This is a genomic window from Streptomyces sp. NPDC017936, assembly GCF_044328485.1.
GTDB lineage: Bacteria > Actinomycetota > Actinomycetes > Streptomycetales > Streptomycetaceae > Streptomyces.
Genome location: NZ_JBIRHK010000002.1, coordinates 18,918 through 39,655, shown reverse-complemented (window position 1 = coordinate 39,655; position 20,738 = coordinate 18,918). Strand labels below are relative to the sequence as shown.

Below are 20,738 nucleotides of genomic sequence, written 5' to 3'. Positions count from 1 at the left end.
CTCAGCCCGCGCCCGCGAAGTGCTCGCGCACCAGCGCCCGCACCACGTCCAGGTCGCCCGCGCCGAGCGCCTCCAGCAGTGCCGTGTGCTCCGCCGCGTCGGCGACGAGGTCCGCCCGTCCGCGGGTCGCCGGCCCGCCCACGAGCGGCCACTGCGAGCGCCGGTGCAGGTCCTCCGCGATCCCGACCAGCTGCTCGTTGCCGCACAGGGCCAGCATCGCGCGGTGGAAGGCCCGGTCGGACTCCGCGTACGCGGCGCGGCAGCCGGAGGCCGCGGCGCGCACGGTGTCCTCGGCGAGGGGGCGCAGGTCCGCCCACCGTTCGGCGGGGACGGTACGGGCGAGCCGCAGCATCACGGGGACCTCGATCAGCGCGCGCACCTCGGCCAGCTCGGCCAGTTCACGGGCGCCGCGCACGATCACCCGGAAGCCCCGGTTGGGCACGACCTCGACGGCGCCCTCCAGGGCGAGCTGCTGCATCGCCTCGCGGACCGGTGTCGCGGACACGCCGAAGCGGTCGCCGAGGGCCGGCGCCGAGTACACCTCGCCCGGCGTGAGCTCCCCGGCGACGAGGGCGGTGCGCAGGGCGTCGAGGACCTGGCCGCGCACCGACGCCCGCTGCACCACGGGACGGGGCCGGGGCAGGGGCGTCTCGCCGTGCGTGTGCTCCCCGCGGACGGCGCCGGACGCGTGCGCCTCCACGCCGGGGCCGGCCGGGCCCCGCTCACGCCGTGCCGCCCGCGGCTGTGCGGGCACCCCGACGCCGGCGTCGCGCTCCCGGGGGAAGCCCGTACCGGCAAAGCCCTGTGCGCTCCGCTCCACGGGTCCTCCTCCGGACGTTTCGGTACTTGGGGTCATTACGGCTGCTTGTCGCTTGTCCGTCAAGCACCTTAGGCGTACCGGCCGGCGGTTCACATCCGGGTAAGAATGAGTAAGGTAAGGCTTACCTCTCAGTCACTGGACGGATCGGTGGTCCCGGCATGCCCGTACACCCCTCGGCCGCGTCGGCCCTGGCGGACGCGTACGCCCGCCTCACGCGGGTCTGCCCGGGTCTCACCGTCGGGGAACTGGCGGACGGGGAGCCGGCGCCCCGGGGCGGCGGCTGGCTCACGGCGGCCGAGCTGGCGGAGGGCGGCGCGGCCCTGGACGCCTTCCTGGCGTGGGACGACGCCCAAGTGGTCCGGGACTACGGGCAGCGGGCCCGCCCGGACGTCGTGGCGACCTTCGGGCTGCACCGGTACGCCTGGCCCGCCTGTCTGCTGATCACCGTCCCGTGGTTCCTGCACCGCCGGGTGCCCCGCCTCCCCGTGACGCACGTCTCGTACGACCGCACCGGCGGCGGCATGCGGATGGCCGTCCGCGCGCCCGACTCCTTCGCCTGTCTGCCGGGCGATCCCACGGCGGCGCTGCCCGGCGCCCGGGTGGTCCCGGACGAGGAGGCGCTGCGGGCCGAGGTGCGGGCCGCGATCGCCGAGCACCACGAGCCGCTCCTCGCCGGCTTCGGGCCCCGGACGCGGCGGCGCGGCCGGGCCCTGTGGGGCATGGTCACGGACGAGGTCGTGGAGGGGCTCTGGTACGTCGCCCACCTGCTCGGCGAGGGCGAGCAGGAGCGGGCGCGGCACGAGCTGGAACTGCTGCTGCCGGGCGCGACCCGGCCGTACGTCGGCTCGGCGGCCTTCCGCGAGCTGACCGGGCCGGACGGCGAGCCGCTGCCCACCCGGGACCGGGCCAGCTGCTGCATGTTCTACACGGTGCGCCCCGAGGACACCTGCGCCACCTGCCCGCGCACCTGCGACGCGGACCGCGTCGGCAAACTCGCGCTCGCCGCCGCCGGCTGACGCCCGCTCAGTCCGTCGCGCCGGGCCACCCCGCCGGCCGGCGCGCGCACCGCGTCCCGTAGGATCAGCCGCGCGAGACTCCCCCCGGCGGTCACGGTTGATTCACCACTTCCTCACGCGACACGGGAACTTTCCCGGGAACCACCCGTCCGGGTAGTCTTATTCGAACTCAACTCCCGCCCCTCACGCGGCAGTTCGAGCAGAACGTCGCCCTGGGCATCCCCTTGCACCTCCTTGGCGGCCTCTTGCCCCGAAACCCCCTGAGGGCCGGCGGGGTTGGGCCACTATGGCGGGCGTTACGCCCTATCCCAATGCAAGGGACCCCAGATGAGACTGACCGACATATCGCTGAACTGGCTGCTTCCGGGCGCCGTGCTGCTCCTGGGCATGCTGGCGGCGGTGGCGGTGCTCGCGCGCGGCAAGCGCTCCTCCGGGGGGAACGCGAGCGCGGACGACTCGTGGGAGCGCAGCGAGGAGCGCCGCAGGCGCAAGGAGGCCATCTACGGCACCGCCTCCTACGTGCTGCTGTTCTGCTGCGCGGCGGTCGCCGCCGCGCTCTCCTTCCACGGGCTGGTCGGCTTCGGCCAGCAGAACCTGAACCTGTCCGGCGGCTGGGAGTACCTGGTGCCGTTCGGTCTGGACGGGGCCGCGATGTTCTGCTCGGTCCTCGCGGTGCGCGAGGCGAGCCACGGTGACGCGGCGCTCGGCTCCCGGATACTCGTGTGGACGTTCGCGGGCGCCGCGGCCTGGTTCAACTGGGTGCACGCGCCCCGGGGTCTCGGACACGCCGGCGCCCCGCACTTCTTCGCCGGCATGTCGCTCTCGGCGGCCGTGCTCTTCGACCGGGCGCTGAAGCAGACCCGCCGGGCCGCGCTGCGCGAGCAGGGCCTGGTGCCGCGCCCGCTGCCGCAGATCCGCGTCGTGCGCTGGCTGCGGGCCCCCCGCGAGACCTACAAGGCCTGGTCGCTGATGCTCCTGGAGGGCGTGCGCAGCCTGGACGAGGCCGTCGAGGAGGTGCGCGAGGACAAGCGCCAGAAGGAGCAGGAGCGCATGCGCCGCCGCGATCAGCAGCGCGTGGAGCGGGCCCAGCTGAAGGCGATCAGCCGCGGGCACCGCTTCCCGGGCCGCGGCGGCCGTCAGCTGGAGGCGCAGGCCACCCTGGAACGGGCGGACGAGCGGGTCTCCGCGGAGCCTGCCATAGCGAGCACGCCGGAACAGCTGCCCGTGCGCACGCGGCCCTCCCTTCAGCCCGTACGCCAGAGCTCTGACCCGATCACCGTCGACCTCACCGCGGAGGACGACACGATGGCCCTGCCGCGCCTGGACTCCCTGGAGCGCAAGCTCAAGGACCTGGAGCAGCAGTTCGGCTGACCGCTCCGCCACGACGGGAACGGGAAGGGGGCGCGACCCGCGAGGTCGCGCCCCCTTCCCGTTCCCGTCGTCTCACGCGGCCGTCGCCGCCAGTTCGAACCACACCGCCTTCCCGACCCCGTGCGCCCGGACCCCCCACGCGTCCGCGAGCGACTGCACCAGCAGCAGCCCCCGGCCGTGCGTGCCGTCCCCGGCGTTCTGCGGGCGCGGTCGCGGGCGGCGGGAGACGAAGTCCCGCACCTCGACCCGCAGGCCGGACGGTCCCACGGTGGCCGTCAGGACCGCGTCGTGATCGGTGTGGACGAGCGCGTTCGTGACGAGCTCGCTGGTGAGCAGTTCCGCGATGTCCGACCGTCCGGGCTTCCCCCAGTGCCGCAGCATCTCGCGCAGCGCCCGCCGCGTCTCGGGGACGGCCCGCAGGTCCGCCCGGCCGAGTCGGCGCCGTAACTGGGACGCCTGCGTCTGCCCGGCGGCGTCGTCGTCGGCCTTGTCCTCCGCTGTCCGCTTCGCCGAGGTGCTCGCGACCACCGTCGAACCGCTGCCTCGTGCCTGCCTCTTCATGACCCCCGCCCGCGTGCCGATGTCGGTTCCCCTCTGCTCGAACACGTTCAGGGGGATGCTTGCCCCGTGGGGATCGGGCCAGTCATGCCGGATCGCCGACGACCGGGTGTTCGGCCACGGTGCGGCCTTCCCGCACGTCCCGACGGGCGTCGCGCCGCGGGCGTGCCCGAGGGCGCCGCCGTCCCGGCCGCCGCGCGGAGCGCCGGGCCCGGCGGTTCCCTCCTGGTGACGGTGCGCCGGGAGCGCGCGGTGGGGCGGTCGCGCCCGCCGCGCGAGGCGGGGCGGGGGTGCCCCCGGTCCCGGCCGGGGTGGAGCGGGCGCCGGCCGGACCACGTGCCGTCGACCGGTCCCCTCCGGCCGCCCCCGCGCCCTTCGTGCTCGGATCGGGCCGAAGAAGTCCCTGGTCGACGGGTCGGGCACGGAGGGGGCGCCGGGTTCCGGAGGACGGCGACCCGTCCGCGTGCGGAGGCGGTGTCCGGCCCCGGCCGCGGCCGCGGCGGTCGTGTCCCGCGGGCGCGGACACCACCGTACGACGGCGCGGACACCCCCGGGACCGGCGTGCGCCCGCGCGTCCGGCGTCCGGCGGGCGCCGCCCCGCGGACGGAGGCGAGCCGGCGCATCCGTCCGCGACGCGCGCGCCCGCCGACCGGTCCGCACGCCTTCGGGTCCGCCCGGCCGGGGGACGTGCCGGTCACCGGGCCCGGGCGGTTCCGCCGGGGCGCGGCTGTCGGTCCGGCCGTGTCCGGGAAAGGCGTGGGGCGGCTGGTGCCGGAGGGCCGGATGCCCGAAAGGCCACCGCACGTGCCGGGCCCGGGACGGGCCCGTGGCGCGTCGGCCGCCCGGCGGGACCGCGCCCGCGGGCCCTGCGGCGCGGCCTCACCGCCGGGCGGCCCGTGCGGGGGCGACGGTGCGGGAAGTTGGCCGGAATCCACCGCTTCCCCGCCCCCGGAAGCGGCCTGAACCGGTCCGGCCGCGCCTCTCGGGGGCGGCCGGACCGGACCGACGGCCACTCCCCCGTGCCCGGGCCGTGCCCGGGCGGGCGCACGCCCCGCCCCCCCGTCCGGCCGCGACGGTCGGCCGCCGTCGCCCGTGCACCGCCCCGGCGCGCCGGCGGCGGCCGTGGGAGCGGGCGCCGCCGGGCTCGCGCCGGATCAGGGACGCGGCACGTTGCGCAGGTTGGAACGTGCCATCTGGAGCATCCGTCCCACGCCGCCGTCCAGCACCATCTTCGACGCGGACAGCGCGAACCCGGTCACCATCTCGGCGCTGATCTTCGGCGGGATGGACAGCGCGTTGGGGTCGGTGACGACGTCGACGAGGGCCGGCCCCTTGTGCCGGAAGGCGGTCTTCAGCGCGCCGGCGAGGTCCTTGGGCTTCTCGACGCGCACTCCGTGGGCGCCGCAGGCGCGGGCGACGGCGGCGAAGTCGGGGTTCCGGTTCGCCGTGCCGTGGGAGGGCAGGCCGGCGACCAGCATCTCCAGTTCCACCATGCTCAGCGAGGAGTTGTTGAAGACGACGACCTTCACCGGCAGGTCGTACTGGACGAGGGTGAGGAAGTCGCCCATGAGCATGGCGAAGCCGCCGTCGCCGGACATCGACACGACCTGCCGCCCCCGGTCGGTGAACTGCGCGCCGATCGCCATGGGCAGCGCGTTCGCCATCGAGCCGTGGGAGAAGGAACCGATGACGCGGCGGCGGCCGTTGGGCGAGATGTAGCGGGCGGCCCAGACGTTGCACATGCCGGTGTCGACGGTGAACACGGCGTCCTGGTCGGCGAGTTCGTCGAGGACGGAGGCGACGTACTCGGGGTGGATCGGGACGTGCTTGTCCACCTTCCGCGTGTACGCCTTGACGACCCCCTCCAGCGCGTCGGCGTGCTTCTTCAGCATCTTGTCGAGGAAGCGCCGGTTCTTCTTCTCCTGCACGCGCGGGATGAGACAGCGCAGGGTCTCCCGCACGTCGCCCCACACGGCCAGGTCCAGCCGGGACCGCCGCCCCAGGTGTTCGGGCCGCACGTCGACCTGGACGATCTGCACGTCGTCGGGCAGGAAGGCGTTGTACGGGAAGTCGGTGCCGAGCAGGATCAGCAGGTCGCACTCGTGGGTGGCCTCGTAGGCGGCGCCGTAGCCGAGGAGGCCGCTCATGCCGACGTCGTACGGGTTGTCGTACTGGATCCACTCCTTGCCGCGCAGGGCGTGCCCGACCGGGGACTTGATCTTCCCGGCGAACTCCATGACCTCGGCGTGCGCGCCGGCCGTGCCGCTGCCGCAGAACAGGGTGACCCTGTCGGCCGCGTCGATCATCCGCACCAGGCGGTCGATCTCGGCGTCGCCGGGGCGGATCGTGGGCCGGCTGGTGACGAGGGCGGTCTCGGCGGCCTTCTCGGGGGCCGGTTCGTCGGCGATGTCGCCGGGGAGGGAGACCACGCTGACGCCGCTGCGGCCGACGGCGTTCTGGATGGCGGTCTGCAGCAGCCGCGGCATCTGCTTCGGGCTGGAGATCAGCTCGCTGTAGTGGCTGCACTCCTGGAAGAGGCGGTCGGGGTGGGTCTCCTGGAAGTAGCCCAGCCCGATCTCGCTGGACGGGATGTGCGAGGCGAGGGCGAGGACGGGCGCCATGGAGCGGTGGGCGTCGTACAGGCCGTTGACGAGGTGCAGGTTGCCGGGGCCGCAGGAGCCCGCGCAGGCGGTGAGCTTGCCGGTGATCTGGGCCTCGGCGCCCGCGGCGAAGGCGGCGGTCTCCTCGTGGCGGACGCTCACCCAGTCGATGGCGGCGTTGCGGCGGACGGCGTCCACGACCGGGTTCAGGCTGTCGCCCACGACGCCGTAGAGACGCTCGACCCCGGCGCGGACGAGGATGTCGACGAACTGTTCGGCGACGTTCTGTTTGGCCATGGTGCTCTCGTGCCCCTTCGGTATCCGTGGATCCCCCCGGACCCTGCGGGTTCCATGAAGTCACACCCGGTGTGGTCATGCCTCCCAGACGGCGGCGGCCGTACGGTCGTCCGCGTACCCCTTGACCCGGACCTGGATGTCGGCGAGGAACGCGGCGAGGCCGGGCGGTGCGGGCTGCGACCACCGTTCCGTCAGGTGGGCGGGCAGGTGGGGCTCGCCGCGCAGGGGCTCGGCGAGGCCCGCGGTGCACATCAGGAGCGTGTCACCCGGGCGGGCTACGGACGCCCGGAAGCGGAAGGGTTCGCGGGGCGGCTCGGGGGCCGGGTCGTAGGGGTTCGGCGGGGTGGGGACGCCCAGGTCCATGGTGAGGCGGTCGCCCTCGGGCGTCTCGGCCGGCGGGGAGCCGAAGCCGACGACCGGCTCGCCGGCGACCTCGCCGGCCCGCGGTTCGATGTCCTGCCACGCGCCGTCCCTGAGCCGGAACAGTCCGCCCGGGCCGACGCCGAAGAAGACACGCGTCCGGCACTCGGGGTCGGCGGGCAGCAGGAGGCAGCGCAGGGTGGCCGCGTACTCGTCGGGTGCCAGGCCCTGTTCGGCGGCGCCGGCGCGGAGGCGGCCGAGGCTGCGGTCGGTGAGGCGGTGCAGGCCCGACTTCAGGTCGCCGCGGCGGGCGGCCCTGATGTCCTGCGCCAGCCGGACGTGACTGCGGCCCACGGCCCTGCCGATCCACCGGCACACCTCGGCGGCCGCCTGGTGCGCCCTCGGCGTGGCGCGGGCGCCGGTCGCCATCGCGACCAGGATCAGCGCCTGTTCGCCGGTGCCGAAGCGGGCGGTGAGGAGGGAGTCGCGGCGCGGCTCGCCCCGGTAGCGCGCCGAGTCCCCGCGCACGGAGGCGGCCCGCAGGGTGCAGGCCCCGTACCGGGCGCCGTCCAGCGCGGTGTCGGCCACCAGGTCCTGCAGTTCGTCCGGGTCGGCGGGCGGCAGGGCGGTGGGTTCGGCGTCGTAGGTGGGCGGCCCGGAACCGACGTAGGGCCTGCCGGTGGGGCGTTCGGTGAACGCCGGCGGCGCGGACGGGGAGGCCGCCGGCCGGTGGAAGGGGAGCGCCGTGCCGGTGGCGGCGGCGGTGGGGGCCTCCGGGGGTGTCGGGGGGCGGCTGCCGGGAGGCGTCCGGGACGCCGGCACGGCGGGGACGGGCGGTGTCTCGGCGGAGGCCGGGGCGGCGGGGGCCGCGGAAGGGGGCTCCCCGGCCCGGTGGGAGCGCTCGTCGAAGCCCGTCGGCAGGGGGCCGGGCGGGAAGGCGGTGGGGCCGGGCGGTGTGACCGGCGGCGGTTCCCAGGGGGCGCGCCGGGGCCCGGCGGGCGGGGCGCCGGCGGGGCCCGGCCGCTCGGCTGGAGCGGGGCCCGGCCTTTCGGCGGGGTCCGCATCGGATGGGTCGCGGAAGCCGTCGGCGGGCCCGGCGGCGGAGCCGCCGCGTGGGGGCGGGACCACGGGCCCCGGAGGCGGAGCGGCCGGCGGCGGGGGCGGAGCAGTGGCCGGCCGGGGCGGCAAGGCGGTCGGCGGGGGCGGAACAGTACCTGGCTGCGGCGGTGCGGCGGTCCGCGGGGGCGGCGGGTCCGCGTCCTCCCGCGCCCACCGGTCCACCGGTTCCCGACGCCCGGGAGGCGCCTCCCGCCCGGAAGGTTCCGGGCGCCGCGGCCGGCCGGGGCGTTCGACGTGCTCGGGGCTGTCGGTGCGGCCGGGGTCGTCGGGGCGCCCGAGGCGTCCGGAGCGCGCCCCCGGCGCCGCCCCGGGGTCGCCCTCCCCCTCCTCGTCCGCCCCGCCCGCCGAGTCCGCCGTGCCGCCGGGCCCCACCGTCCCGGCCGCCGAGGCGAACCGGTCGTCCAACGAGTCGGCGGCGGCCGTCGGTCCGGTGTCCTCGGTGGAGTCCTCGTACAACTGCCTCCACCAGTCGTCCTCGTGACCGGTGGGCCTTCCCCCCTGCTGGTTCATGTCCCCGATTGTCCACCGCACGGCCCGTTCGGGAACGGGGCATCGGGAAAATGCGGCCCGGCGTCCCGTGCCGAGTGGCACACCGAACAGCCTTCCGGGTGACTCGTCGAACGGGGGTGCGGACAGGCGGTTCGTGGAAATCGCCGGGCGGTCCCACCCCCCACGGGAGGACCGCCCGGCGACTCCGGGTGACCCGGACCCAGTTCCCCTGCGCCCCTGCGCGTCATGAGTCCGCATCACGCCACGGGTGCCCACCGGAGCCGGACCGATGCCGCCGGAGGCCAGGAATGTGTCCCCGCGCCCCCGGCGGTCCGCTGTGCCGGACGCCCTCGGCCGCGGCCGCGGGCGAGCACCGGCGACCGCCGTGGCGGTTCCCCGCCGCGCGGACCGGGCGGCTCCGACACGGCCCTCGCCTCCCCGCGCGACGGTGCGCGCGGGCGGCGCCGGCGTCCTCGTGGGACCGTTCGCCCGCCTGCCGGTCAGGGCAGCGTGGCCGGGAGCGGTGCTGCGGGACCGGCCGGCCGGGCCGCCCCGCCCGGGACGCCCGCCGCCCCTCCCCGCACGCCTTCCAGCGTGAGCAGCCGTACCTTGCGCTCGAGGCCGCCGGCGTATCCGGTCAGGGAGCCGTCGGCGCCGATGACGCGGTGGCAGGGGCGGACGATCAGGAGCGGGTTGGCGCCGATCGCGCCGCCGACGGCCCGTACGGCGGCCCGGGAGGCGCCGGCACGGGCGGCGATCTCGCCGTACGTCGTGGTGGTCCCGTAGGGGACGGCGTCGAGGGCGGCCCACACGCGTTCGCGGAAGGCGGTGCCCTCGGCGCGCAGGTCGAGGCGGAACTCCTCCAGGTCGCCGGCGAAGTAGGCGGCGAGCTGCTCCCGGGCCGCGCGGAAGGGGCCGGGGTCGTGCCGCCATTCGGGCCGCACGGTCCGGCCGCCCTTCTGTCCCGGCACGGACAGCGAGGTCAGGGCGCCGTCGGGGCCGGCGGTGAGGAGCAGGGGGCCGAGCGGGCTGTCGACGCTAGTCCAGTACATGGGGTTCCTCCGCTGCGCGCAGGTGGTGAAGGGCGTAGGTGCGCCAGGGGCGCCAGGTGTCGGGGACGTCCGCGCCGGGCGGCGCGACGTCCGGGTCGCCGAGGGCGCGGGCCCGGATCGCCGCCACGGTACGGCCGTCCAGGCCGGGCAGGGCGAGCAGGGCCTCCTGGGCGTCGTCGCGGTCGGCGCCCGGGTCGAGGCGCACGGCGCCGTCGGCGAGGGCGGCGGCGAGGGCGCCCAGGGGTCCCGGGGCGTCGGCCAGGGCGGCCGGTTCGGGAAAGAGGTGGGTGAGGCTTCCGCAGGGCGCGTCCAGGGCCTTGCCGTGGGCGCGGACCAGGTGTCCGGCCTCGGTCCGGCCCACCAGCGCGCGGATCGCGTACTCCTCGGGGTCGGCGGCGCCCGGCGCGCGCAGTCCGGGCCGGGCGGCGACCAGCGGGGCGAGCCGCGGGTCGGCGCCGAGCCGCTCGTCGACGGCGTACGGGTCGGCGTCGAGGTCGAACAGCCGCCGCAGCCGCTGGACGGCGGTGGTGAGGTCGCGCGGGTCGGTGAGGTGCAGACGGGCGTCGAGCCAGCCGCCGGGGTGGACGGCGGAGGCGGCCGCGGCGCCCGCCCGCTCCTCGACGGCGACGATGCCGGTGCCGTAGGGGAGGCGGAGCGTGCGGCGGTAGGTGCGGCCGCCCGGGGGACCCGCCACCTCCTCGATGCCGGCCACGGCCTGCCGTCGCAGCAGGTCGAAGACGGCGGCCGTGTGGTACGGGCCCCGGTGGGCGAGCCGCAGCGGGATGCCGGCGCCCGGCGCGGCCGTGCGGCCCTGCCGTGGGGCGGCGGCCCGCAGCGCGGTCGGCGTCAGCGCGTACACGGCGCGGACGGTGTCGTTGAACTGGCGCACGCTGGCGAACCCGGACGCGAAGGCGATCTCGGTGACCGGCAGGCCGGTCGTCTGCAGCAGCACCCGCGCGGTGTGCGCGCGCTGGGCCCGCGCGAGGGCGACGGGTCCGGCGCCGAGCTCGGCGGTGAGCTGACGCTGCACCTGGCGGGCGCTGTAGCCGAGGCGTACGGCGAGCCCGGCGACGCCCTCCCGGTCGACGACGCCGTCGCCGATCAGCCGCATGGCGCGGCCCACGACGTCGGCGCGGACGTTCCAGTCCGCCGAGCCCGGCACGGCGTCCGGCCGGCACCGCCGGCAGGCCCGGAAGCCCGAGCCCTGCGCGGCGGCGGCCGTCGTGTAGAACCGCACGTTGCGCCGTTTCGGCGTCACGGCGGGGCAGCTGGGCCGGCAGTAGATGCCGGTCGTCTCCACGGCGAAGAAGAACGCGCCGTCGAACCGGGCGTCCCTGCTGCGGACCGCTTCGTACCTGCTCTCCTCGTCCATCACGGGTTCCAGTCTTCGCCCGGCGCGAGGAACGTGCTGGCGGAAATCGGACATGACGGTGGGGGTGAGCGGTGGGAGTGGGGGGGGAGCGGGTGGCCGTCAGGGCCGGTCGCCCCGCTTGGCCCGCCAGGCCGCCCGTCCCTCGGCCCGCCTGCGCTTCCAGTCCTGCCGCAGGCCCGCCCGCACCCGGGCGTCGGACTTGGCGACGATCCGGCGGTTCTCCCGGACGAGCTTGCGGTAGCTGTCCAGCCGGCGCGGCGGCAGCTCGCCGCCGTCCACGGCGGCCAGCACCGCGCAGCCCGGTTCGTCGGCGTGGGCGCAGTCGTGGAACCGGCAGCCCCGGGCGATCTCCTCGATCTCCGAGAAGACCCGGCCGACGCCGGTGCTGGCGTCCCACAGCCCGACGCCGCGCAGTCCGGGCGTGTCGATGAGGACACCGCCGCCGGGCAGGGTCAGCAGATTGCGGGTGGTCGTGGTGTGCCGTCCCTTGCCGTCCATGTCGCGCGTGGCCCGCACGTCCATGACGTCCTCGCCGACGAGCGCGTTGGCGAGCGTCGACTTGCCCGCGCCGGAGGCCCCGAGCAGCACGGCGGTGCCCCGGCCGAGGAGACCCGCCAGTTCCTCGACGCCCTCCCCCGCGTGTGCGCTGACCGTGAGCACGGGCACGCCGGGGGCGCTGCGCCCGACGTCCTCGGCGAGGTACGCCAGGACGGCCGGGTCGGGCACGAGGTCGGCCTTGGTGAGGACGACGACGGGCCGGGCGCCGGACTCCCAGGCCAGCGCCAGGAACCGTTCCACCCGGCCGAGGTCGAGCTCGACGGCCAGGGACAGGGCGACCACGGCGTGGTCGGCGTTGGCCGCGAGGATCTGCCCCTCGGACCGCTTGGAGGAGGTGGAGCGCACGAAGGCGGTGCGGCGCGGCAGGCACGCCCGCACGTAGCGCGGACTGCCGTGGGCGTCGACGGCGACCCAGTCGCCGGTGCAGACGACGCGCAGCGGGTCGTGCGGGGTGACGAAGGCGGTGTCGGCCCGTACGACGCCGTCGCCGGTGACGACGTCGCACTGCCCGCGGTCGACCCGGACGACCCGGCCGGGCACGCGACCGCGTTCGGCGTGGTCGGCGAACCCGGCCTCCCACCCCTCGTCCCAGCCGTACGGGGCGAGCGGGTGCGGGGAGGGAGGGGCCACCGGGGGGATCGGGGAGACCGAAGGGACCGAGGGGGAGGAGGAGGTCGCGGAGGGGGCGGAAGCCGAGGACTCCGGGAAGGAGGGGAGGTTCAAGGAAGACCCTTCACAGGGCGGTCCCGGCGGCGCGCCCGCGGGCGCGCGGAAGGTGAGAGGTGGTCAGCCGGTGACCGCGGAGGTGGAGTGGACGGACGTGTGGTGGCTGCGGACAGCACCGGTCGTGGCGACAGTCATCGGTCACACCTCCTGTTCTTCCTCGTACGGCTGACGGCGGCGGCCGACCGCCACCGCGTGGAGCGGGCCCCATCGTAGGAGGATCCCGCACGCGGCGCGATCGAATATCCCGCGGTCCGGCCGCCGTCGCCCCGGTGTCCTCGGCGCACCGCCCCGGGCCCGCGTCCCCCGGAGGGTCCGCGCCGTCCCGAGCCCGGGGCGCACGATAGGCTCGTGGCCCGGAACGGCCGTTTCCCGTCGTGCGGCGCCAAGGGGCGAACCGGCGGCCGGCACTGCTGAGGAGACCGGGTGTGGAACCGCAGGGCATGGGGGAACCCTCCTTGCTGCATGGTGGGGCCGTGCTGGAGGTGAGTCCGTTGTCCGGTCGTCCCGGGATACGCGTCAGCGGCGAGATCGGCGTCGTCACCCGGCTGTCCTGGGAGGCGGCCCTGGCCGAGCTGGCCCGGCGGCATACGGACGTGTCCTACGTGGAGCTGTCGCGTGTCGGGTTCGTCGACGTGGCGGGTGTGTCGGCGCTCGCCGTCACGGCCATGAACCTGCCCGGCGGCCGGGTCGTGGTGGAGCATCCGCCGCCCCAGCTGCCCCGCGTGCTGGACATGTTCTGGCCGACTCTGCGCGCGATCGAGGTGGCGCCCCGATGAGCTCCCCGGCCCTTGACGAAACGTTCGCCCATCCGGCGTTGTTCTACCGCACCGCGCGCGAGTACACCGAGCTGACGGTGTCGTTCGTGCGGGAAGGCCTGGCCGCCGGCGAGCCCGTGGCGGTCGCGGTGCCCGGCCCGAACCTGGAACTGATCAGGTCCGGGCTGGGGGCCGACGCCCGGGACGTCCTCCTCCTGGACATGACCGAGGCCGGCCGCAACCCGGGACGCATCATCCCCCGCGTGCTGCGCGCCTTCGCCGACGCCCACCCGCAGGAGCGCGTGCGCATCGTCGGCGAGCCGGTCTGGGCCGGGCGCAGCCCGCTGGAGTACCCGGCGTGCGCACAGCACGAGGCGCTGATCAACCTCGCCTTCGAGGGCCGTGCGGCGACGATCCTGTGCCCGTACGACGAGTCCCGGCTGGACCCGGTCGTCCTGGCCGACGCCCGGACCACGCATCCCACCGTCATCGCCGAGGGCCGCGAGCGGGCCAGTGACGCCTACGACTGGCCGGCCGTCGTCGACCGGTACAACGAGGAGCTGGAGCCCGCCCCGGACGCCGTCGTCCGCTCGTTCGAGGCCGAGGAGCTTCCCGGGGTCCGCCACTTCGCCGTGGACCTGGCCGCGCGGATGGGCCTGACCGGGCAGCGCCTGCAGGACGTCGAGCTGGCGGTGGCCGAACTGACCACCAACAGCGTGGTCCACGGCGGCGGGCGGGGCACCCTGTTCCTCTGGGCCGAGGCGGACCGGGTGGTGTGCGAGGTCCGCGACCGGGGGCGGCTGACCGATCCGCTCGCGGGGCGCAGGCCGCCGCAGCGGGGGCAGATCGGCGGCCGGGGGCTGATGCTGGTCCACTACCTGGCGGATCTGGTGCGCGTGCACACCTCGGACGAGGGCACCGCCGTCCGCTTCTACCTCGGCCGCTGACCCGGACCGTCCCGCCCGCCGCACCCCCGCCGGACCGCCGCGGGGCGGCGGCCCGTGACCGCGGCGGCGAGCACCGCCCCGAAGCACCGCCTCCCCCCCACCACCACCACGGCGGCCTCCCCCACCACGGCGGCCTCCCCGCACGCGCGCCGAGCCCGCCGGGCGCGGAACCACGCCGCCGCGTGCCGGACCCGGCCGCCGGGTGCCGGTTCTCGCCGCCGCGCGCCGGGTGCCGGGTCACGTCACGGGCGAGGAGCCACGTCACGGGCGACCGGCGCGCGCCGCCGGCGCCCGCCCGCCCCGTGCGACGAGCGCCGCAGGTACCCGCCCGTCACGCGCGATGAAGTACCGCCGGACGCCGCGCGCCGCCGGCGACTCGGGCGGGCCGCCTGCCGGAATTACGGAGTTCGTCTGCTTAGCATCTTGATGCCTGCCGCCCGCAGGCTCCGGCCCCGTGGGCCGCAGACGCATCCGAGCCCCGGGAGCCCCGGCCCATGCGCCCGACAGGCCGTCAAAGACCCCCGCACCACCGGCCCCCGGCCCCCCACGGCGAGGAACTGCGCGCCGCCGCCCGCCACTTCGCCCGTCGCCGCTTCCTGACCCGCACCGCGGCCGCCGCGGCGCTGGCCTTCGCCACCCACCTGCCCGCGGCGGGCGCGGCGGCCGCCCGTGAGCTCGACGCGGCACGCATCACCGGCGACCCGTTCACCCTGGGCGTCGCCTCCGGGGACCCGCTGCCGCACTCCGTGGTCCTGTGGACGCGGGTGGCGCCCGCACCGTACGAGCCGGGCGGGGGCCTGGCCGGACGGTCCGTCGGCGTCGCGTGGGAGGTGGCGCGGGACGAGCGCTTCACGTCGGTCGTCCGCAGCGGTACCGCCCTGGCGTCGCCCGAGTACAACCACACCGTCCACGTCGACGTGGACGGGCTGGAGCCCGGCCGCCCGTACCACTACCGGTTCCGGACGGGCTCCTGGACCAGCGAGACCGGCCGCACCCGTACCGCGCCCGCGCCCGCCGCCGCGGCCCCGGCCCTGTCCTTCGCCGCCGTGTCCTGCCAGGCGTACTTCGACGGGTACTACACGGCGCACCGGCATCTCGCCCAGGACGACGTGGACCTGGTCCTCCACCTGGGGGACTACCTGTACGAGTACGCCGTGGACTCCGCCGGGGGCGCCCGCAACTACACCGACCGGGTCCTGCCCGAGGTGTTCGACCGCGAGACGGTGACCCTGGAGGAGTACCGGTTGCGGTACGCCCTCTACAAGAGCGACCCCGACCTGCGCGCCGTCCACGCGGCGCACCCGTTCGTCGTCGCCTGGGACGACCACGAGACCGAGAACAACTACGCCGGCGGCGTCCCCGAGGACTCCGTCCTGACGGAGGAGTTCCTGCTGCGCCGGGCCGCCGCCTACCGCGCGTACTGGGAGCACCAGCCGCTGCGCCCCGTGCAGCGGCCCGTCGGCCCGGACATGCCGCTGTACCGGCGGCTGCACTGGGGCACCCTCGCCCAGTTCGACGTCCTGGACACCCGCCAGTACCGCTCCGACCAGGCCTACGGCGACGGCCGGCACGTCCCCGGCCCCGAGTCGGACGACCCGGCGCGCACCATGACGGGGGCCGTCCAGGAGCGGTGGCTGCTCGACGGCTGGCGGGCGTCGGACGCGCTGTGGAACGTGATGCCGCAACAGGTCTGCTTCTCCCAGCGCAAGCTGGACCTGGGCGAGCGGGCGCCGATGTCGATGGACGCCTGGGACGGCTACCGCGCCTCCCGCGACCGGATCCTCGCCGGGGCGAAGTCGGCCGGGGTGGAGAACCTGATGGTCCTGACGGGTGACGTCCACGTGGGGTACGCCTTCGACATCAAGGACGACTTCGACGACCCCGCGTCCAGGACCCTGGGCACCGAGATCGTCGCCACGTCGGTCGCCAGCGGCAGGGACGGCGTCGAGCGCCCCGCGAACTGGCGGACGTACCTGACGGCCAATCCGCACCTCAGGTTCTACGACGGCCGCCGCGGCTACGTCCGGGTCCGCCTGGACCGGTCGCAGGCGCGCGCCGACTTCAGGACCGTCTCCGCGGTGACGACCCCCGGCGCCCCCGTCTCCACGGCGGCGTCCTTCGTGACGGAGGCGGGCCGTCCGGGTCTCGTGCCGGTGTGACGGACGGGGTCCGGCCGGGCCGGGCGCCGCGGGGTCCGGGTCACCCGGTGCAGGCCGCGCCGTTGAGGGTGAAGGCGTGCGGGGCCGTGTTCCTGTCCTGCCAGGAGGCGAGGAAGCCGAAGGACAGGGTGCCGCCGGCCGGGACGGTCCTGTTGTAGTCGGCGGCGGTGGCGGTGACGCGGGAGCCGTCCTGGGAGAAGCCCGCGTCCCACATCTGGTCGACCTCCTGGCCGTCGCGGAAGGACCAGGCGACGCTCCAGGAGGCGAGGGCCTCCTCGGTGGTGACGGTGACCGTGGCCTGGAAGCCGTCCGGCCACTGGTTGACCAGGTCGTAGGCGACCGCGCAGGTGGCCGGCTGCCCGGTCTCGCCGGTGGACGAGCTGGTGCCCTGGGGTTCCGGGTCGGGCTTCTGGGGCGTGGTGGGCGTGCCGCCGGTGGTGGGCTCCGGGGAGCCGGAGCCGGTCGAGGAGCCGGTCGGGCCGGAGGACTGCGCCGGTCCGGGGACGACGGACGGCAGGGACGGGTTGCCGGGGCCGGCCACCGGGGTGCTGCCGGTGGGCGCACCGCCCTGCGCGGCGCTGTCGCCGTCGCCGAACGGCATCAGCGACACGGCGAGGGCCAGCACGGAGACCAGGCCGGCGGCGGCCAGGAGCCCGCCCCGCAGCAGGCGGGCCCGGCCGGCGTCCGCGCCGCCCGGGTCGAGGTCCGGGTCCGGGGTGTCGGGGCGGCCGGCGCTCATCCGGACCTCGGCGGCGCGGCGGCGGCGCTCCAGGTAGGCGAGTCCGCCCCAGCCGATCACCCCGCCGGCCAGGGCCGCGGGCAGCCCGCCGCCGTGCAGGCGCAGACAGGCCGCGGCCTCCGCGCACTCCACGCAGGTGGCGAGGTGCCGGGAGAGGTCCTCGGGCGTGTCGGCGACCGGCGAGCGGGTGACGGCGTCGAGCAGCCGGACGTAGCTGCGGCACTCGGCGTCCATCGGCGTGTCGAGGTGGTTGCGGTGGCAGCGGTCCCGGAACAGGCCGCGGACCTGGTTCAGTTCCTCCATCGCGGCGGCCGGGTCCAGCCCCTGCCGGCGGGCGACCGCGCGCAGCGGCAGCGCCTCCACCTCCGCCAGCCACAGCAGCGCGGCGTCCGGCTCCTGCATGTCGCGCAGGCCGCGCAGGGCGACGGGGCGGCGCAGGGGCGGGCCCGTGTAGCGGGCGGCCTTGTCCGAGTTCAGCCACAGACGCAGGTCGGGGTCGAGCTTGTGGCCCTGGCCCCGGGCCTCCCAGGCGGCCGCCGTGGTGCGTACGGCGGTCAGCAGCAGCGGGATCCGGGGCAGCCGGGACGGGCGGCGGCCGGCGCCGCGCCGGACACCGTCCTCGGCGGCACGGGCCTCGCGTATGCCGAGCGCGAACGCCTCCCGGGCGAGTTGGTTGGCCGCGGTCGAGCCGGACGTGCACAGGTCGGCGTACGACAGGACGGCGTCCCAGCACTCCGAGAACAGCGCGGCCTCGGCCGGGTCCTTCGGGGTCGGCAGGTCGGGCATGGGTCTCCTGCATCCACAAGCGGGGTCAACTCGCCATGTAGGCGATGGAGTTGGGGGGAACCTCGCGGCAGTGCCAGAGCTTTTCACGTATCCCGCACAACTGACAAGCGCCCTGTTCGGATGTCAGGACAGGGCGGGCGCACCCCCCGCGACCACGGTTTCCCACCGCTGTCGTACGGGTGCCGCCCGCCCTGCGACTCAACGACGTACCGTTCCGGTGAACGTCGTCACCGAAGCGTTATCGAACGGGTGCGGTCTCCTCCGCCGGCAGGCTGTCCATGAAGGAGCTGACCGAGAACACCGCCCGGCCGGGTCCGGGCGGGCCGTAGCCGGGGGGCGAGGAGAGGCCGAAGTCCTCCATGGTCTGCCGGTACGCCTGGAGCAGCCGGATGTGGTACTCCAGCGGGGCGCCCTGCGGGTTGGCCTTGCCGAGCGGGGTGGTCGGCTCCGGGCACCAGGTGGTGAAGCGGGGCGTGATGCCCTTCGACATGAAGAAGCGCAGGCCCTCGGTGGTGGAGGCGATGGCCTCGTCGACCGTCTTGAAGCCGAAGGGCTCGGCCATCTCGACGCCGGCGACGAAGTTGGGGATGACGTTGCGGGCGCCGAAGACCTCGGCGGAGTCGAGGATGCGCCGGTGCCACTCGTCGCGGCCGACGTACCGCTCCTTGCCGGGGCAGTACATCTTGAACAGGTACTCGTCCCACACCTCGTAGTTGGGGTGGTAGATCTGCACCCCGTAGTCCTTGAAGCGCTGCACGTCGTCCCTGGGCAGCGCCTGGGCGACGACCTTGCCGATCCACCGGCCCGGGAAGCGCTCCTCGATGGCCTTGGCGTAGTGGCCGTAGAAGTCGGCCTCGTCACGGCCGGAGACCGTCTTGGTGATGGCGCCGCCGGTGAGGGTGTAGGCGGTGGACGCCTTGGCGGTGTCGTACCGGTCGATGATCTCGAGGGCCTCCAGGACCTCCTCCACGTCCTTGACCCCGGTGTAGGGCCGGCCGGCGGCCTTGTGCTGGCGCCAGTTGTGGTTGATGTCGCAGTACTGGCACTCCTCCTTGGCGCCGAAGTACTGGCAGACCCGGAAGACGGTCAGGTAGATGAGGTAGCCCCACTGGATGGTCGGGGCGACCTCCATCACCGACTTCCCGTTGGACAGGGTGTGCCGGTAGTACTCGGGCATGGGCGGCACGCCGACGTCGGCGATGCGCTTCCCGTCGAGGTAGAGCCCGAGGAGTCCCTCGCCGTCGGCGGCGACCCGGTAGGGGGACGACGGGTTCACCCGCACGGACACCACGGTCCGCCGCAGGTCGTACGGGCCTCCGGTGAGGATGATCTCCTCCGGCGGGCGGCGCAGCGCGGCCTCGCCCAGCTCGGGGAGGGTGCCGTGGTCGAAGGAGAAGATGAAGTACGACTTCGGTTTGACCTCGCCCGACTCGTTGTCGCTCAGGGCGGAGGCGTCGAAGGCCACTCCCCCGCGCAGCAGGTCCTCCTTGAAGACGGCCTCTCGCGGAACGTGCGGAAACCGCTCCATCAGATCCTCGACCAGCGCGGTACGGCTGCCCATCCGTCTCTCCTCCCGGCTCAGGCGTACGACTCCTCACGGTATGCCCCTGCCCGGGCGGGGGTGGGGGCGGGGGTCTCGTCGTGGCGGGCGAGGTAGGTTTCACCTGGGAATTCCGGGTTCTTGCTTTCCCCGAGGGAGGGGCGACCATATGGCCGAGACGGTGACGAACTGGGCGGGCAACATCACCTTCGCCACGAAGGAGCTGCACCGCCCCCGCACGCTCGACGCGCTGCGCTCGCTCGTGGCGGGGAGCGAACGGGTGCGGGTGCTGGGCAGCGGGCACTCGTTCAACCGGATCGCCGAGCCGGCGGCCGGCGGGGTGCTGCTGTCGCTGGACGCGCTGCCCGTCGAGGTGGACGTGGACACGGCGGCGCGGACCGTGCGGGTCGGCGGCGGGGTGCGGTACGCCGAGCTGGCCCGCCGGGTGCACGCGCACGGGCTGGCGCTGGCCAACATGGCCTCCCTGCCGCACATCTCGGTGGCCGGGTCGGTGGCGACCGGCACGCACGGGTCGGGGGTGCGCAACAGGTCGCTCGCCGCCGCCGTCCGGGAGGTGGAGGTCGTCACCGCGGCCGGGGACCTCGGCACCATGGGGCGGGACGACGAGCGGTTCGGCGGCGCCGTGACCTCGCTGGGGGCCCTCGGCGTCGTCACCGCCCTCACCCTCGACCTGGAACCCGCGTTCGAGGTCGAGCAGCACCTGTTCACCGAACTCCCCCTCGACGGGCTGGACTTCGAGACGGTGGCGGGAGCCGCGTACAGCGTCAGCCTGTTCACCGACTGGCGTGCGCCCGGCTTCCGGCAGGTGTGGCTGAAGCGACGCACCGACCAGCCCCTGGCCGGCTTCCCGTGGGCGAGGCCGGCCACGGAGGCGCTGCACCCGGTGCCGGGCATGCCGGCGGTCAACTGCACCGAGCAGTTCGGGGTGCCGGGGCCGTGGCACGAGCGGCTGCCGCACTTCCGGGCGGAGTTCACGCCGAGCAGCGGGAACGAGCTGCAGAGCGAGTACCTGCTGCCGCGGGAGCACGCCGTCGACGCGCTGTATGCGATCGACGGGATCCGGGAGACGGTCGCCGGTGTCCTGCAGACCTGCGAGGTGCGGACCGTCGCCGCCGACGAGCAGTGGCTCAGCCCCGCGTACGGGCGCGACTCGGTCGCCCTGCACTTCACGTGGGTGGCGGACACGGAGGCGGTGCTGCCCGTCGTACGGGAGCTGGAGGCCGTCCTGGAGCCGTTCGCGCCGCGGCCGCACTGGGGCAAGGTCTTCACCGTGCCGGCCGAGACGGTGCGCGGGCGGTATCCGCGGATGGACGACTTCCGGGCGCTGGTGCGGCACCTGGACCCCTCGGGGACGTTCGCCAACGCGTTCCTGGCGGACGTGCTCGACCGGTGAGGCGCGGCCCTTCGCAGCCTTCCGCCCGACTTCGTCAACCCCCTTTCCTAACCCCTTGTC

15 protein-coding genes are annotated in these 20,738 nt (G+C 75.5%); 6 read left to right on the top strand and 9 right to left on the bottom strand.

From position 1 onward, the window contains the following. Position 1: 1 nt before the first annotated feature. The gene (locus ACH4F6_RS03760; RefSeq protein ID WP_397958250.1) at positions 2-820 is read right to left on the bottom strand and encodes a GntR family transcriptional regulator; all 819 of its coding nucleotides are present in this window, start codon (positions 818-820) and stop codon (positions 2-4) included. A gap of 158 nt (positions 821-978) precedes the next feature. Here ACH4F6_RS03760 and ACH4F6_RS03755 point away from each other — a divergent pair, with 158 nt between their 5' ends. Continuing rightward, positions 979-1,836 carry a (2Fe-2S)-binding protein gene (locus ACH4F6_RS03755; RefSeq protein WP_397958249.1) on the top strand — a complete coding sequence of 286 codons (858 nt, stop codon included), beginning with the start codon at positions 979-981 and terminating at the stop codon, positions 1,834-1,836. 327 nt (positions 1,837-2,163) lie between these two features. After that, positions 2,164-3,207, top strand: coding sequence for a DUF2637 domain-containing protein (locus tag ACH4F6_RS03750; protein WP_397958248.1), 1,044 nt, complete (start codon positions 2,164-2,166; stop codon positions 3,205-3,207). Positions 3,208-3,279: 72 nt separating this feature from the next. Here ACH4F6_RS03750 and ACH4F6_RS03745 read toward each other — a convergent pair whose 3' ends face one another. The 6 genes from ACH4F6_RS03745 to rsgA form a co-directional block, all read right to left on the bottom strand. Further along, the gene (locus tag ACH4F6_RS03745; RefSeq protein WP_397958773.1) at positions 3,280-3,768 is read right to left on the bottom strand and encodes an ATP-binding protein; all 489 of its coding nucleotides are present in this window, start codon (positions 3,766-3,768) and stop codon (positions 3,280-3,282) included. A 1,151-nt stretch (positions 3,769-4,919) separates the two neighbouring features. Beyond that, complete coding sequence (locus tag ACH4F6_RS03740; RefSeq protein WP_397958247.1) at positions 4,920-6,662, bottom strand: pyruvate dehydrogenase; 1,743 nt, start codon at positions 6,660-6,662, stop codon at positions 4,920-4,922. 75 nt (positions 6,663-6,737) lie between these two features. Further along, positions 6,738-8,651, bottom strand: coding sequence for a protein phosphatase 2C domain-containing protein (locus tag ACH4F6_RS03735; protein WP_397958246.1), 1,914 nt, complete (start codon positions 8,649-8,651; stop codon positions 6,738-6,740). A 479-nt stretch (positions 8,652-9,130) separates the two neighbouring features. After that, positions 9,131-9,682 (bottom strand): methylated-DNA--[protein]-cysteine S-methyltransferase, encoded by a 552-nt coding sequence (locus ACH4F6_RS03730; protein ID WP_397958245.1) that lies wholly within the window; start codon positions 9,680-9,682, stop codon positions 9,131-9,133. Next, on the bottom strand, positions 9,669-11,054 hold the full coding sequence (locus ACH4F6_RS03725) for an AlkA N-terminal domain-containing protein (protein ID WP_397958244.1): 1,386 nt from the start codon (positions 11,052-11,054) through the stop codon (positions 9,669-9,671). The genes ACH4F6_RS03730 and ACH4F6_RS03725 overlap by 14 nt, the downstream gene beginning before the upstream one ends. 99 nt (positions 11,055-11,153) lie before the next feature. Next, complete coding sequence (rsgA, locus tag ACH4F6_RS03720) at positions 11,154-12,242, bottom strand: ribosome small subunit-dependent GTPase A (protein WP_397958243.1); 1,089 nt, start codon at positions 12,240-12,242, stop codon at positions 11,154-11,156. 536 nt (positions 12,243-12,778) lie between these two features. Here rsgA and ACH4F6_RS03715 point away from each other — a divergent pair. From ACH4F6_RS03715 to ACH4F6_RS03705, 3 genes are all read left to right on the top strand, one after another. Next, entirely contained in the window at positions 12,779-13,114 is a 336-nt protein-coding gene (locus tag ACH4F6_RS03715; protein WP_397958242.1) for an STAS domain-containing protein, read from the top strand. Further along, the gene (locus ACH4F6_RS03710) at positions 13,111-14,040 is read left to right on the top strand and encodes an anti-sigma factor RsbA family regulatory protein (protein ID WP_397958241.1); all 930 of its coding nucleotides are present in this window, start codon (positions 13,111-13,113) and stop codon (positions 14,038-14,040) included. Before ACH4F6_RS03715 ends, ACH4F6_RS03710 begins: the two co-directional genes overlap by 4 nt. Before the next feature lie 494 nt (positions 14,041-14,534). After that, entirely contained in the window at positions 14,535-16,199 is a 1,665-nt protein-coding gene (locus ACH4F6_RS03705; protein WP_397958240.1) for an alkaline phosphatase D family protein, read from the top strand. 40 nt (positions 16,200-16,239) lie between these two features. Here ACH4F6_RS03705 and ACH4F6_RS03700 read toward each other — a convergent pair whose 3' ends face one another. Together ACH4F6_RS03700 and ACH4F6_RS03695 are read right to left on the bottom strand one after the other, a co-directional pair. After that, the gene (locus tag ACH4F6_RS03700; RefSeq protein WP_397958239.1) at positions 16,240-17,724 is read right to left on the bottom strand and encodes a cellulose binding domain-containing protein; all 1,485 of its coding nucleotides are present in this window, start codon (positions 17,722-17,724) and stop codon (positions 16,240-16,242) included. Positions 17,725-17,962: 238 nt separating this feature from the next. Next, positions 17,963-19,285 carry a radical SAM protein gene (locus ACH4F6_RS03695; RefSeq protein ID WP_397958238.1) on the bottom strand — a complete coding sequence of 441 codons (1,323 nt, stop codon included), beginning with the start codon at positions 19,283-19,285 and terminating at the stop codon, positions 17,963-17,965. 148 nt (positions 19,286-19,433) lie between these two features. On the opposite strand from ACH4F6_RS03695, the gene ACH4F6_RS03690 reads away from it, so the two are divergent. Beyond that, positions 19,434-20,678: a D-arabinono-1,4-lactone oxidase gene (locus ACH4F6_RS03690; RefSeq protein ID WP_397958237.1), complete on the top strand. Its 1,245-nt coding sequence runs from the start codon at positions 19,434-19,436 to the stop codon at positions 20,676-20,678. Positions 20,679-20,738 lie beyond the last annotated feature (60 nt).

Coding starts and splice junctions, on each gene's coding strand:
- ACH4F6_RS03695 (WP_397958238.1), bottom strand. CDS start 19,285: ATGGGCAGCCGTACCGCGCTGGTCGAGGATCTGATGGAGCGGTTTCCG.
- ACH4F6_RS03730 (WP_397958245.1), bottom strand. CDS start 9,682: ATGTACTGGACTAGCGTCGACAGCCCGCTCGGCCCCCTGCTCCTCACC.
- ACH4F6_RS03755 (WP_397958249.1), top strand. CDS start 979: ATGCCCGTACACCCCTCGGCCGCGTCGGCCCTGGCGGACGCGTACGCC.
- ACH4F6_RS03715 (WP_397958242.1), top strand. CDS start 12,779: ATGGGGGAACCCTCCTTGCTGCATGGTGGGGCCGTGCTGGAGGTGAGT.
- ACH4F6_RS03750 (WP_397958248.1), top strand. CDS start 2,164: ATGAGACTGACCGACATATCGCTGAACTGGCTGCTTCCGGGCGCCGTG.
- ACH4F6_RS03690 (WP_397958237.1), top strand. CDS start 19,434: ATGGCCGAGACGGTGACGAACTGGGCGGGCAACATCACCTTCGCCACG.
- ACH4F6_RS03740 (WP_397958247.1), bottom strand. CDS start 6,662: ATGGCCAAACAGAACGTCGCCGAACAGTTCGTCGACATCCTCGTCCGC.
- ACH4F6_RS03710 (WP_397958241.1), top strand. CDS start 13,111: ATGAGCTCCCCGGCCCTTGACGAAACGTTCGCCCATCCGGCGTTGTTC.
- ACH4F6_RS03705 (WP_397958240.1), top strand. CDS start 14,535: ATGCGCCCGACAGGCCGTCAAAGACCCCCGCACCACCGGCCCCCGGCC.
- ACH4F6_RS03700 (WP_397958239.1), bottom strand. CDS start 17,724: ATGCCCGACCTGCCGACCCCGAAGGACCCGGCCGAGGCCGCGCTGTTC.
- ACH4F6_RS03725 (WP_397958244.1), bottom strand. CDS start 11,054: ATGGACGAGGAGAGCAGGTACGAAGCGGTCCGCAGCAGGGACGCCCGG.
- ACH4F6_RS03745 (WP_397958773.1), bottom strand. CDS start 3,768: ATGAAGAGGCAGGCACGAGGCAGCGGTTCGACGGTGGTCGCGAGCACC.
- ACH4F6_RS03735 (WP_397958246.1), bottom strand. CDS start 8,651: ATGAACCAGCAGGGGGGAAGGCCCACCGGTCACGAGGACGACTGGTGG.